Origin of the sequence: Streptomyces sp. NBC_01006 (genome assembly GCF_045162725.1) — a bacterium.
Taxonomy (GTDB): Bacteria; Actinomycetota; Actinomycetes; order Streptomycetales; family Streptomycetaceae; genus Streptomyces.
Genome location: NZ_CP108701.1, coordinates 14,098 through 27,456 on the forward strand (window position 1 = coordinate 14,098; position 13,359 = coordinate 27,456).

Genomic DNA, 13,359 nt, shown 5'->3' on the forward strand with positions numbered 1-13,359 from the left:
TGCCCGAACTTGGCACCTGGATCGAGGTGAAGGGGCCTGGCACACCCCAGGTCGCAGTCGTGCACCGCGCGATCCTGATCAGCCGTGGCGATCTGCCGGGGTGACCACGACCGTGGCCCCCCGGGCCCACGGTCATAGCTGAGGCGTGAGGACCGTCAGGCGCAGCAGGGCGGCCAGGGCCAGGCCGGCAGGGATGGCGTACCACCAGCGGCGCAGCCATTCGGCCTTCACGAAGACCCATGTGAGCAAGGCCGCCGCGATGGAGAAGGCGAGTCCGAGGCCGGCCGCGAACTCGGTGTTGCTGACGGCCTGGCTGTCCCAGGGGCCGTCTGGCTCGACCATGTACGCGGTGAGCAGGACATAGCCCGTCACCACATGCCCGACGACAAGGACGACGGCGCACACGGCCGTACCGACCCGGCTCGCCGTCCGCAGCGGGCGCCCGCGATGCACGTCGGCCGCCGGTTCCGCGCTCCCGCTCACCTCAAGGCCTCCTTCGCCTGGTCCACTTTCCGGTCGAAGCCACGACCATACGCCTGGGCGGCGTCGCTCTCGTAGTACGGGCCGCCGTTGTAGCGGGCGGCGATCTCCTGCATCTGGGCACGCGTCATCTGCTCCGGCGGCACGTCCGCGAAGCCGCTCTCGGCCTTGAGCTGCGCCAGGTACTCGGAGGCGATGAAGATGTTCTTCGCAGGGTCCTTGATCGCGGACACCACCTGGTCCCGCTGAAGGTCGGTGAGGTTGTGCGGGTCGTACCCGAGCACCTCGGCAGCGCGCCGGACCTGGATGGCCATGGGCCCCATCGAGGTCTGATCGGGGTCCTCGCTGCCCGGCAGGATCTTGCGGCCCTCGTAGGCTGCTTCGTCGAGCCAGCCGGGGTCGCCCTCCACCTCCTGCCAGGCAATGCCTGCGACCATCTCGGGCGGAAGTCCCGAGTCGCTTGCAGCTGCCTTGATCAGATCCCTGTTCGCCGAGATGTACTCGCGGCGGCCGTCGTCGGAGCTGGACCACAGCCAGTAGTTGTTGCCCTGCCCCTCCGGGAGTCCGTCGACCCGGCTCGCGATGCGCATCAGCGCTTCGGAGACCACGACATCCGAACGCAGCGTAGGTATCGAGTCAACCTTGGGGCCTGCGCCCGGCAACTGGACGTTCGGGTTGGCCTGTGCCTCCCGCGCTTCGCTCTGAAGCGGTCCGAGATTCCTGAGGAACTGTTCCGGGTCGGGAATCGTCCCCTTGAACTCCGGGATCTGCCTGTACGCCGCCCTGATGTCGGCGGTGCAGGTCTCACGGGCCTCGGACTCGACGCGGAGGGCATCGCCGAAGTGGTTTTTGGTCTGGCTGTAGTAGCGCTCCGCCTCCTCCCGGATCGCGTCCACATCGACCGTCAGTTCGGCGAAGAAATCCAGCACGCCAGTGGTGCCGCGCAGATCCTCCCACTGCCGCAAGGGTTCCGCTGCTCGCGCTGTCGAAGTGATCGCTTGGGCTTCCCGGGACATGACCGAGGAGAGCAGTCCCTCCGTGGTCTTGCCGTTCTTGTAGTGCGCCTTGGCCGTCGTGACTGCGTCGCTGTAACGGGCGAGGGCCGACGCCGCCGTGCGGAAGGCTCCCGAGAGGGCTTCGGCGAGGCTCTTGCTCTCCGCGAGCCGCTTGACGTAGAGATCGCGGGCCTCGCTCTCCCACTCGACCTTGGTTGCCTTGCGGAAGGCGTCACCGGTCGACTCAATCAGCACGTGGAGGCGCCTGAACTCGGCGGCATTGCGGTCGATGAGGGCCGGGTTGGCGTCCTCGAGGAACGCAACCTCTGCGCGGTAGGCCATGGTCGCTCACCTGTTCTCGGGAGCGATGAAGCTCCCGCAGTCGAGCATCGAGTTCATCTGCTGTTGGACACCATGATCGACATGGGTGTAGGCACTGCTCGAGGACTTCAGCTTGGTGGACAGCGCGGCAAGGAGGACGACCATGTCGTTGTACTGGTCCTTGGCGAACCGGGCGAAGGTGTCGACGCCGGACGCCACGTCCGCATGTGCGCGCGGAGCGCGGCACATCGTCGCGTTCTCGCCGTCCATCCGGCCCTCGTGGAGGAGGCCGGCGATCTCCATCAGGAGGTGGGCGTTCCCGTTGATGGAGGCGGCGTTCACCGAGTACCCGTCGCCGCGGGCGCCCGGTGCGCCGGGATGGCCACCGTCACCTGCAGGAGCATGGTTCAGCCTCATCTGTGCGGAGTCGGGGTCCTGGCTGCGAGCGAGCGCGGCCGCCTTGAGGCCGGCCCACTCTTCGGCGAATGACACTGCTTCAGACCCCCTGTACCGCCAACTACGAACACGCATAGTCGTTCGATTCCATCTTCACACAGCCCGGCCGGCGATGATCGCGTTTTATGGGGAATTCGGAGGTAACTGCAGCACATGGCGCGGTTCCCGCTCCCCGGATCTGCCCGGAGGCAGGCAGCCGTGAGGTAGTCGATGCCCGCGAGTTGGGCCCGCTGCAACGCCTGCCCGACCGCGGGCCCAAAGTAGGCGTGAAGGTCCCATCAGTGGCCCCACTCCCAGGTGACAGGGGCGACGCGGGTCACACACGCACTTTAGAACCCCGCGAAGTGTCGCGGAGCGGGAAATTCGAGGTCTGGCTCAATGGGGCATCAGGTGGAAGAGCCCGGCTTTCGGGGCGTCTTCGAGTCATACGTACGCGACCGTCCTCCCACTCGGGTGGTGGAGCGTACGTGCCCGGGCAGCCGGCGGAGAGGAAAGAGAACGCACCGACATGCTGAACGATGTGATCACGGGCTCGATCGCGGAGCTCACGGGGAGTCTCGCCGTGGTGGGAGTTCTCGGCCTCGCCGCCCGGGCCCGCAGGCGCCGCGGTGGCCAGCGCGGCACTCGGCCGGGCACAGATGCCTCGGCAACCAGGGCTGCCCGCATATACACCTTGATCGGTACACGGGCACCGGACGGCAACGCAGTCCAGACCGCCAGCAGCCGCCCTGCCGGAACCATCCTCACCCGGAAAGGACCAGCGGGCGAGCGCCACCGGCGGTTCGAGCTGACCGACGCGATCCTCGCCGACGGCACGTACGCGGCGGAACCGCTCGACGAGTACCGATGAAGGGAGCCGCGAACACGGCCGCAATGTACGGCACTCATTGGGGTGGACCTACCGGGCACGCGACACCAGTCGGCCGCCGCACGGGTTCCCGGGGTATGAGCCAGGAGAACATGATCACCATCGAAACCGTGGCCACGAGAAGGCCACCGTCCAAGCCGCCCAGCGGGTCTCGGACCTATTCCTGTCGAGCGGCCCTTGCCGGCTGCGGCGTACGCCCGGCGAGGACGAGGTCCAGTTCTTCGTGTACGCGGACGTCAGCAGGGGTCCGGGCGAGGGTGGGTGCCTCGACCCTGAGGAGGCTGACGGAGCAGGCGCGTTTCTTCGGTGAATCCCGCCATCCAGACGGGTGAGTTGGCTGCGACGGGCCGGGTGGCGCTCGCGGCAGACCCGTTACAGCGGCGTTCGTGATCAAGAACCTCGTGCTGCGCGGCCTGCCCTCCCTCACCCTCACCGTCCTGCCCCTCTTCTCCGCGGCCCCCGCCTCGCACTCCGCCCCCGCACCGACCCACGTCGCCAAGGCGGCCGGGCCGGCCGGAGGCCGCGCTCCCCTGCCCCTGTTCGATGCAATCGACCAGCTGCCAGTCGCCGCCGAGCACCGCGAGGGTTACACACGGGACCCGTACAAGCACTGGAACAGGGGCCTCAACTCCGGGGACGACTGTGACACCCGTAAGGAAGTCATCCTCACCGAAGCCGTGACGCCGCCGCAGGTCGCGGCAGGCTGCAAGCTGACCGGCGGCAACTGGCGCTCCGCGCACGACGTCGTCGTCACCGACGCCGCACGCCTGCACGCCTGCACGCCTGCACGCCTGCACGCCGACCACTTCGTCCCGCTGGCCGAGGTCTACGACTCTAAGTAGGCGGAGTTGGGCTGGACGCATCGTTCCGCCGCTTTCGCAGGCGGCGCGGTGCGGCCCGAGAACGGGGGTGTCACTCGTCCAGGTGAGGGTGTGGGGTTCTGGACCTGGGGTGGAGTATCCGACGCCACGATGTTGCATTCGGTGCAACCGTCGGAGGTGTGGGGTGGGTGTGGCAGACGTGCCGGGTGCGATCCGGCTGGTCCGCGCAGGCAACGTCCGTGCTCTGGACCCGGAGCCCGCCATGTTCGACGCCATGCTGCGCGGGTGGCAGGACCAACAGCGGAGCCGACTTCTAACGACGAAGACGATCGTGGACCGGCTGAGCCTGGTACGTCGCTTCACCGAGTTCACAGGCACGTATCCGTGGGACTGGACGCCCGAGGACGTCGAGGCGTACTTCTCGGTGCGGCTCTCCCGCGGTGAACTCGCCTGGTCCACGGTGCGAGGACAACAGGGCTCTCTGGAGATGTTCTGCGCGTTCATCACCGACGGGCGATATCGAGATGCTCCTGGTGAAAGGGCCTGGTCATGCCGCAGATGTCGAAGGTCGAGCTGTACGCGGCGATCCGACGCGACCACCGCAGTGGCATGAAGATCCGGGAGATCGAGCGCAAGTACAACGTGTCGTGGCGGACAGTTCGCAAGGCCGTCGACTCGGTCTGGCCCGAGCCGAGGAAGCAGTTGCCGCCCCGGCCGACCGCCCTGGATCCGTACAAGTCCGTGATCGACGGGATGCTCCAGGCGGATCTGGACGCGCCGCGCAAACAGCGGCACACGATCACGCGGATCTTCCACCGCCTGGTCGAGGAACACGACGCGGACGTCTCCTACCAGATGGTCCGGCGCTACGTCTCCGACCGGAAACCGCAGATCCTCGTGGAGTCGGGGAAGGCTCCGGTCGAGGCGTTCGTGCCGCAGACCCACCAGCCCGGAATGGAAGCCGAGGTGGACTTCGGCGACGTCACGATCCGGCTCGCCGGCGAGCTTGTGACCTGCTATTTGTTCTCGTTCCGCCTGTCCTACTCGGGCAAGGCGGTCCACCGTGTCTTCGCGTCCTGCGGCCAGGAGGCCATCTTCGAAGGGCACGTCCACGCGCTGCGGACGCTGGGCGGCGTCCCGCGGAGCAAGGTCCGTTACGACAACCTGAAGGCCGCCGTCGCACGGGTGCTGGGGCTCAGCCGGGCCAGGGTGGAGGCCGACCGGTGGATCGCCTTCAGGTCGCACTTCGGGATCGAGAGCTTCTACTGCCGACCCGGCATCGAAGGCGCCCACGAGAAGGGCGGAGTGGAGGGGCAGATCGGCTACTTCCGCCGCAACCACTTCACCCCGGTGCCCGAGGTCGACTCGCTGGCCGAGCTGAACGAACTCGTCGACCAGTGGGACCTGCACGACGGGCGGCGCCGGATCGGTTCGCGGCCGCGGACCATCGACGAGTACTTCGAGAACGAGCGGTCACTGCTGATGCCGCTTCCGGAGGAGCCTTTCGAGACGGGCCGGCTGTTCACTCCGCGGGTCGACCGTTACAGCCAGATCGCGGTCCGCACGAACCGCTACTCGGTGCCGGTCCGACTGATCGGCAAGCGGGTCCGAGTCGTGCTCCACGCCTCTCACCTGGTGGTTTACGACAGGAACGCGGAAGTGGCCCGGCACGAGCGGCTGATCGCGAAAGGCGGCTGCCGCCTGGATCTGGACCACTACCTCGAGGCCTTGATCCGCAAGCCGGGTGCTTTCCCCGGCGCCACCGCGCTCGAACAGGCTCGCTCCGCCGGCAAGTTCACCCCGGTCCATGACGCCTGGTGGGCCGCCGCGGTCAGGGCCCACGGCGACACCGCCGGCACCAGGGCCCTGACCGAGGTCCTGCTGCTGGCCCGCCACGTCTCCCACGAGCACCTTGTCGCCGGTCTCGCGATGGCTCTGCGGGCCGGAGCCCTGACCGCCGACGCGGTCGCCCTCGAGGCCCGCAAAGTCGCCCAGGCCGAGGACGAACCAGCCGGCCCCCGTCCGACTGTCAGCACCGCTGGCGAGGCGACCGTGACGTTTCTGCACGAGTGGCGGCTCACCCATCTTCCCCCGGACACCAGACCGCTGCCCTCGGTGACCCACTACGACCAACTGCTCCGACGCCGTCGCGCCAGCGGCGGTGAACACCGCGAGGGAGAAGCACAGTGACCCTGCCCCGCCAGCGAGGACTGACCGAGCAGGCCGCCAACACGGCCATCGACACCGCCTGCCGCCTGCTGCGGCTCCCCTCGATCAGAAACGTTCTCTAGCCGGTCTGCACGTGTTGCTGCTGCCTCTCTGAGCGGGTCAGGTCAGGCAAGTTAGCCTAGGTGGGAAACGTGCAGACCGAGAGCGAGCGGGGGGACTTCATCCCAGGCCGGGGAAGGTCGCCCGAGATGGAGTGCCGCGGCATCAGCCGTAAGACGGACGATCGACCGGAAGAACGCGACGCAGTCGATCGCATCGGTTAGCCGCAGCGTCGGGGCCTTCTTCGCCTTGTCTGACGAGTTCGGATCGCGGACGGCCGTCAGGACAGCCAGCGAGTGAATGGTCGTGTGCCCGTGGGCGACGTCGTTGCGGACTCGCAGCCACTGAGTGATCACCTTGGCGACGTGCTTGGGCTCAACAACGACGGACGTGTTCCCGCGGCCGCCGTTCTGAGTCCAGGTCCAACTGGGACAAGGGTCGAAGCCCATCCGCAGGAGCAGGCTCTGCGTCTGTCCATGGCCTGGAGTGGAGAACTTCTCCAAGGCCGCTTTGAAGTCGGTGTTCCAGTGGGCCATAGCCAGGCTCGTAAGACGTGCTTGCGGTAAGCCTGCCAGTTCGGCCATGGCCTCGTCGCGAAGCGCCATGGCCGTGTCCTGGATGAACGCCTGCCAAGCGGCAACAGCCAGGACGATCGTTCCTCGGTTAACCGAGGTCACGGTAGTTCTGCGGCCTCGGCCTCCACCGCCGGCAGCGCGGTGGACAGATATGAGGTTGTCGCAGTGGATCATCGCAGCGGCGAAGTTGTCGACAGCCTCTTGCATGTCCATTCGGCAGGGCTCTTCTCGCTCGCTCCGTCTTGTCCTGCTGGATTGTCACTCAGACGGTCCGGGCCAAGGATCGTATTTCCTCATCGTCTTGCTCGCGTTTCTGTCCCTTGTGTCCCTGGGCTGCGTGGGCAGGGCCGTAACGCCGAACGCGGCATCACGGTCGGCGATCGCTTCATCTCGTTCCGTCAGCGCCTGGGACCGCTCGGTGGCGAGTTGTTCGATCATGATGGCGTAGGTCTGGACGAGGTCGGTCAGCTTGCGTTTCTCCTCTCTCACTTTGGCCAAGGCTTCACGGAGCTTGTCGATCTCACGCCTCTCCGCGGTCTCCTTCTCCGGTTCGCGCTGGGCGGCCTTGAACTCCGCCTGGTACTTCGCCATCAGCCGGATGGGATATTTGTGGGTGAGGATCCAGCGCTTGACCTGGGCTTCTCTGGCGAGGTCGAGGATGGTCAGCTTGCCCTGCGAGTGCAGCGGGGTGCCGGCGAGAAGCCGGTCTGCGGCTGCCCGCAGCCTCACCTGCAGGTCCTCGGGCGGCTCCGGTTCGGCGCCGTTCATGCGGAGGGCCTGGTGTGGTCGTCGATGATCTTCTCGAGGTGAGTGAGACGTTGGCGTTCGCGCCGGAGGCGGATCGGCGGGCTGGCCTCGTCGTCGACGGTCACCCTGAGCCGGTCCGCTTCAGCCCGGAGCTCGTCGATGTTCTCCTCGGTGCGGACGATGTTGAGGCAGCCCGGTCGGCAGTCATCGACGTCGGGTGTGTAGCGGGCGTCGTCGAGCCCGGGGCTGAGCTCGCATAGTGCCGTCGCGGCGGCGAAGACGCAGGTCATGCCCTTGCCTGGATAGATCTGGAGGGACGGGTTCGCCATGACGTGGCGAGCTTCCTTCCCGGTCCGCAGGATTCGGCCGGCGAACTTCTGGCAGCCGCCGGTGACGCGGGAGCGGTAGGCGTCGGCGGCCGGCCCGCTGACCTTCTCGTCGTTCTTGAGCCGCCGGTCGGCTTCTTCGAGCTCGTCGAGGCGGGCCAGCCACCGTTCGAAGGCCATGTCGTCGGGGAAGCCGGATGCGTAGGTCCCTGCGTAACCCTGGGTGATCTGGACCTGCAGGTGCCCGTACTGAATCGCCGCGGCGACCAGCCCCCGCGGCCGGCGGCAGATGAACCATGCGAGGGTGCGGCGGAACCTTCGGGCCGTGATGCGGTGGCTGTCGATGGGAATGGCGTCGTTGCGGCCGTTCTCCTTGCAGTAGGTGTTCACCCAGGCCACGAAGTCGTTGAGGTCGTCGTTGACCGGGGAGAAGCTGCGGGACTTGCCCTTGCGCTGGTTCGGGATCAGCAGCGAGGGCGGGAAGAGCATGTCGGCGTCGTGGAGCCGTTCCTGAACGCTGACGGCCAGGGCGACGACTTCCGCGGCGATCCAGGGATCGTCTCGGTGCTGGCCTTCGGGGATCTTGGCGCCGTTCTCATCGACGGCGCCCTTCCACTTCAGGCCTTTGATTTCCCAGAGCTGGGTCGCTTTGCTGCGGCTGGCGCAACCGCGCCGGAGGTTGAGAGCCTCACCGGGCCGCATGCCGGTCAGGTAGCAGATGACGATGAAGCAGGCGGTGCTGAGCATCCTGGTCAGGGTGCGGGCCTCCCGGTTGCGGAATCGCTCCATCCACGGTTTCCCGTCGAGCTGCCCGGTGGGCTGGACTGCGAGGAAGTCACCGAGGGCGATGGGGAGGCCGGAGGCTCGGAATCGCTGGTCGTGGCCTCCATGGTTCTTGAGGCCGTTGCTGGTGCAGTCCAGCAGCTTGCCGAGGTAGGGCCAGTCCAGCTCGAGAGCGCCGTCGGCTCCGATCCGGCCGGGCAGCGGGCGTCCCGCGCGACGGAACTCTGCGATGAGTGCGTCGACGTGAGGAGCCAGACTGCCCCGGCCTCCTGTGCGGAGGTCCCGCAGGGCGGTGCGGCCGCGCTGGCTGAAGCGGCCGGGATGCAGTCCGGCCAGCGGTCTGGCCTCGTCCATGACGGCCACCAGGTCGTCGCCGAAGTCCTGGACGAATCGCAGGGCCCAGAACAGCGTCATCGCCATCGTGGCCTCGGGGATCCGCGGCGTGCGGTTCTCGGCGCGACGGTCGGACTTGCCCAGCAGGATGCGGGAGTCCTTGCCTCCCCATGGAGGCATCTCTGGCAGACGCCCATCAGGCGGCAGCATGTCGCGGAAGGCCCAGATCCGGCGGACGGCCTGCAAGACGTTGCAGCGGTGGTCGTGGGTCATCTCGGCGTCCTGTACCGATTCCAGAAAATGGCCGAGGTCTTCAGGGGTGACGGCGGAGACGGTCGGGAAGCCGCGTTCGTCGAGCCAGGTCAGGAACGTCCGTGCGATCCGCAGCTGGGAGACCATCGTGTAGACGGCCAAGAGGCCCTCGATGCTGGCCCGACGCAGGATGACCTGGCCCTCGTCGCAGTTCAGCTCGAGCCAGATGTAGACCTTGGCGAAGTGGCGGAACCGCTCGGGCACCAGCTGGAAGTTGAGACTGACCGCGTTGAGGTGGTTCTCGAAGATCGCCGGGGACAGATTCCACCGGTCGTCGCCGAAGATCGACATCTCCGCCCGGCTGGTGCCCGGCCTGATGTCCCGGTTCAGCAGAACGGGAGAATCGGCGTCGGGCAGCATGCCCGGTTTGACGGCGACCCGTACGAAGGCTTGCGATGTCATCGTTGGTCCAGCTCTCCTTCCAGCAGCCGGCGGACCAGGTCCCGGTCCGCGTCGGTGATCTTCGTCCGGGCTCTGGCAACCGCCGCGTTGCCCGCCTTGTCCAGAAGGTCCTCGAGCTGGTGAAAGGGAAACGCGAAGCGCTCGGCCCAGCGAAGGGCCGTCATCTGCGTTCGCCGTTCGGCGATCATGTCGCGGGCCGCGATCTGGACGGGCAGGTGATGCGGCATCGCTCGAGCGCATCCGCAGTCGAGGCACTTCAGGAATGAGGCTCTGCAGGGCTCGCCAGGCGGGCTGTGACCGCTGGCGAGGTTGTCGGTGCAGGCGGCAAGGACGGTGTCGGCGTCCCTGGCGATCAGCAGCCGCATCATCGCCGGCGTCACTCCGAACCGCTTGGCGGTCTTCTCCAGGTCCTTGGCCGCGTCGGCGAGGTCGGCCTCCGAGAGACGGCGGATTCCGCCCACGGTCTGGGCCTTGATGACTTCCATCTCCAGAACGTCCGCGACGAGCTTCTGGTACTCACGCGTGCTGGACTTGTCGCGCCGCAGGTAGGTGTCGGCGAGGGTCTGCTTGGTGTGGGCGACAGGCTTCTGTTCCCTGGCGCGGTGGGTGACCCGCATCCGGCCGACTCCGACGATCAACGGGACGGGAACTGGCTTGCCCTCCTCGTCCTTGCCCATCTCTTCAGCGAACAGTCCGAAGCCAGCTCCCCACTCGCCGACGGCCGCGTCCGGAAGTCGGTCGCGGAATCCGCGGCCGGGCTTATGGCGGAGTTTGCGGGTGGTTTCCTTGGCGACCCCAGTCCCGCCGGCCTTGGGAACCCAGTAGGCCAGGAGGCGGTCGCTGCCCATGATGCGACGGGCCGAGAAGGCGAGGTCCCAGGCCAGCATGTAGAGGCCGAAGGGTGTGTGGAGCTCGTCGCGGGCCGACAGTTCGCCTTCCTCGCCCGGGGCGGAGGCCCAGGTCGGTAGGTTGCTGAGGGCGGCTGTCATGTAGCGGAGGCGGCCGCGGCGGGGCTTGCTCAGGTCGACTTGGGCCGTGGCCACCGGCCCGGCGCCGCCGTCGGTGCGGTGATGTGCCGCCGGAGCCATGATGACCGTTGACCCGTTCTCGCCCGTCAGCCTCACCAGCAGCAGCGTGATCGCGCAGACCTCCGCCCGGGTCAGATGGACGGCGCTGGTCAGAGAGACCACGGTGCCGTGCCTCACCGCCCAGGGCGCCAGCCCGTTTCCCTTCTCGTTCCGGGGCAGTTCCCCGGTCCGCTCGGCCATGTCCAGCAGCGTGGCGTACTCATAGCCGTCCGGATCTTCCGTCTCGGAGATGTGTCCCGTCCGCCATCGGTCCAGGACTTCCCTGCCGGCTCGGATCCGCTTCGCGGCCGTGCGGACCGTGTCGCGGGCGACGTCGAGGATCGCCTTCTCCTCGGCAGCGCTGTAGCTGCCGCGGGAGACGAGCCGTTCGCGGCGCGAGGGCACCCAGCCGGTGCACTTCGCGGCGAACTCCGGCGTCAGGCCGTCCATGTTCACCATCAACGACCGCAGCAAGCCGATCACCATGCCCGCGGTGGCCAGGTCGGCCTTCTTCAGGGCGAAGGCGTCGACGTGCCTCGGCCGTAGTTCGGCCGGCGTCGTCGGCGGGTTCGGTTCGGCGGTCAGCACGTCGATGAAGTAGCCCACCTGCCGGTAGCAGTTTCCGGCGGCCCCCAAGGATTTGATCTGTCCTGCCGGGCCAGTGTGCGCGTCGAAGGCCCGGGCGAAGGACTCCCGCAGGGGCCTGGCCAGCCCGAACTTCATGAAGTCGAAGTCCCGGGACTCGCCGTCCTGCTCGGCCACGAACCGGACGACGCAGTGATCCTCCTCGAGGAAGAGTCTCTGTGGCGGCTCGTAGCCAGCCTCCGGCATCGACGCCTGGCGGCCCGGGCTCACCGGCCCACCGCCAGCGGGTCACCCTGAACACGCCGGTCCCCCGCGAACACCGCCGACATCAGGTCCGGAATCGCCCCGACGTCCGCGTGCATCAAAAGCATCTCCACCTCCAGGGCCTCGAACGGCTCCAGGTACGTTTCCTTGGTCGTGCGCTGGTCCGCGTGACCCAACAGCATCTGCACCAGGTCCCAGGCGCTGCCGAACTCGTGCCGGAAGTCCCTCGTCTCTTCCGGCGTCAGATGGGCCAGGGTCCGGTCGTAGAGAAGCCGACCGACGGAGAACCAGCGCAGGGCAAAGCTGTGACGGAGCATGTGCGGGGCTCCCGCGAAGCCCATCAGCCCAAGCCGCGCCAGGCGGGCGTTGGCCTCCTTGAAGGTGTGTTCCCAGCCGTGCGGGTCCCTGGGCAGGCCGTCCTCGTTCAGCCAGAGGACCAGCGGCTCGAGCCCCTCCGGTGTCTCCCTCAGAATGCGCCGCCGGGCGGCGGGCCGGAGCGCGTCCAGCGAGACCTCCGTCAGCGATCCGTCCGCCTCCCGGAGCACAACCCGTCGGCGGGCCAGCACCCGGGTCAGCACCCTCGCGCCCGCCATCCGCTCGTAACGGCCCTCGGCCTGGGCCCGGCGGACCGCACTCGCCCGCTCGCCCTCGCAGTAGTTCAGAGCAGGCAGCAGAGCCCGCCTGGGCATCCAGTACCGGCGTGAACTCTTGCCCTTCGCCGTCTGCTCGGCCAGATGGCAGGTGTAGAAGCTCCGGCCCGGATCATCCGGCGGCAGCTCGATGAGCAGGACCGATCCCCACTCCTCCAGCCGCAATCCCGACCCATAGAGCCCGTCAGCGAAGGCCCCGTTGCGCTGGCCATTGCGTCCCCGCCAGCTCAGATCCTCGTCCCCGTCGAGGGTGAACCCCATCAGCCCGCAGTCCCGGTAGCGCTCATAGCCGGCCGGATCGAACCACTTCACATCGCGGTCCCGCGTGGCCTTCGGCGCCGTTACCGCCTTCTCGGCCTGACTGCCGTCCCACCTCTTGCCACGGGTGCGACGGAACCGGATCGGGTTGCGGACGCCGTACTCGTTGCCGGCCCAGTGGTAGAACAGCTTCACATTGGTGAGGTTGTCCCCGTAGGTCCCCGGCGCCACAAGCTGATCGTTGCGCTCGTCGAGCATCCGCCAGACCTTGAACGCCTTTTCTGCCTCATGATCGGCGTTGTCCCAGGACTGACCGTAGGCCCACAGGAAGCTCAGCCAGACCGCCAGGCTGTACGCGTACTTCCGCCACGTCGCCGGTTCCAGCCCACCGACCTCATCACTCTCGAACCAGCGATTCACTCGCAAATCCGGAGCCCCCAGCGGGTCCAGCAGGAACGGCCGCCCCTGCCTCCCTGTCCGTGTGGCAGCACGCTCCAGGACGTCCGCGTGCCGCGACACAACCGGATCGCCGTACCCGCGGGTCAGATCCACCCGCCCGCCGTGAAAGAAGACCCTCCATCTCACAGCCCTGATCCTGCGGACACTCAGGCCCACGTCGCCTTGCTATCAGTCTCATTCACCCAGACGAACTACGGGCTACCGCGCGCTAGCAGCAGCACGACTCTGACGCCCTGGTCGTCGGCACCCCTGCAGATGTGCTGCCGGGGCGCTGCCAGGGTCGCCGGAATGGAGCCGATTGGTCTGATGCAACTCCAGACGCCCGTTCCAGGCCAGCGATTCCAGTGTTCCTGCGAGGCACCGCAACGGGCGCTCTCAGCCTTGACCAT

General features: G+C 67.5%; 12 protein-coding genes and 1 pseudogene. 5 read left to right on the plus strand and 8 right to left on the minus strand.

The window, feature by feature from the left end:
* Positions 1-132: 132 nt before the first annotated feature.
* Genes OG509_RS39940 through OG509_RS39950 form a run of 3 tightly spaced genes read right to left on the minus strand, consistent with a single transcriptional unit; the run spans position 133 to position 2,288 of the window.
* The gene (locus OG509_RS39940) at positions 133-483 is read right to left on the minus strand and encodes a hypothetical protein (RefSeq protein WP_331741615.1); all 351 of its coding nucleotides are present in this window, start codon (positions 481-483) and stop codon (positions 133-135) included.
* Positions 480-1,817: a hypothetical protein gene (locus tag OG509_RS39945; protein ID WP_331741617.1), complete on the minus strand. Its 1,338-nt coding sequence runs from the start codon at positions 1,815-1,817 to the stop codon at positions 480-482. Before OG509_RS39945 ends, OG509_RS39940 begins: the two co-directional genes overlap by 4 nt.
* Before the next feature lie 6 nt (positions 1,818-1,823).
* Entirely contained in the window at positions 1,824-2,288 is a 465-nt protein-coding gene (locus OG509_RS39950; protein ID WP_331741619.1) for a hypothetical protein, read from the minus strand.
* 472 nt (positions 2,289-2,760) lie between these two features.
* Here OG509_RS39950 and OG509_RS39955 point away from each other — a divergent pair, with 472 nt between their 5' ends.
* The 5 genes and pseudogenes from OG509_RS39955 to OG509_RS39975 all read left to right on the plus strand — a co-directional run.
* A complete protein-coding gene (locus tag OG509_RS39955; protein ID WP_331741622.1) occupies positions 2,761-3,102 on the plus strand; it encodes a hypothetical protein in 342 nt (113 codons plus the stop codon).
* A gap of 404 nt (positions 3,103-3,506) precedes the next feature.
* Positions 3,507-3,962: a hypothetical protein gene (locus OG509_RS39960; RefSeq protein WP_331741625.1), complete on the plus strand. Its 456-nt coding sequence runs from the start codon at positions 3,507-3,509 to the stop codon at positions 3,960-3,962.
* A gap of 169 nt (positions 3,963-4,131) precedes the next feature.
* Complete coding sequence (locus OG509_RS39965) at positions 4,132-4,554, plus strand: hypothetical protein (protein WP_406187874.1); 423 nt, start codon at positions 4,132-4,134, stop codon at positions 4,552-4,554.
* Positions 4,500-6,131: an IS21 family transposase gene (istA, locus tag OG509_RS39970; protein WP_331742741.1), complete on the plus strand. Its 1,632-nt coding sequence runs from the start codon at positions 4,500-4,502 to the stop codon at positions 6,129-6,131. The genes OG509_RS39965 and istA overlap by 55 nt, the downstream gene beginning before the upstream one ends.
* A pseudogene (locus OG509_RS39975) lies at positions 6,128-6,223 on the plus strand (AAA family ATPase); the annotation flags it as partial. The gene istA and the pseudogene OG509_RS39975, both read left to right, overlap by 4 nt.
* A 60-nt stretch (positions 6,224-6,283) precedes the next feature.
* Here OG509_RS39975 and OG509_RS39980 read toward each other — a convergent pair.
* From OG509_RS39980 to OG509_RS40000, 5 genes are all read right to left on the minus strand, one after another.
* Positions 6,284-6,997 (minus strand): hypothetical protein, encoded by a 714-nt coding sequence (locus tag OG509_RS39980; RefSeq protein WP_331741628.1) that lies wholly within the window; start codon positions 6,995-6,997, stop codon positions 6,284-6,286.
* Positions 6,998-7,042: 45 nt separating this feature from the next.
* Positions 7,043-7,552: a hypothetical protein gene (locus tag OG509_RS39985; protein WP_331741631.1), complete on the minus strand. Its 510-nt coding sequence runs from the start codon at positions 7,550-7,552 to the stop codon at positions 7,043-7,045.
* A complete protein-coding gene (locus tag OG509_RS39990; protein WP_331741634.1) occupies positions 7,549-9,687 on the minus strand; it encodes a hypothetical protein in 2,139 nt (712 codons plus the stop codon). Before OG509_RS39990 ends, OG509_RS39985 begins: the two co-directional genes overlap by 4 nt.
* Positions 9,684-11,516, minus strand: coding sequence for a hypothetical protein (locus OG509_RS39995; protein WP_406187875.1), 1,833 nt, complete (start codon positions 11,514-11,516; stop codon positions 9,684-9,686). The genes OG509_RS39990 and OG509_RS39995 overlap by 4 nt, the downstream gene beginning before the upstream one ends.
* An 89-nt stretch (positions 11,517-11,605) precedes the next feature.
* The gene (locus tag OG509_RS40000; RefSeq protein ID WP_331741640.1) at positions 11,606-13,063 is read right to left on the minus strand and encodes a hypothetical protein; all 1,458 of its coding nucleotides are present in this window, start codon (positions 13,061-13,063) and stop codon (positions 11,606-11,608) included.
* Positions 13,064-13,359: the final 296 nt, after the last annotated feature.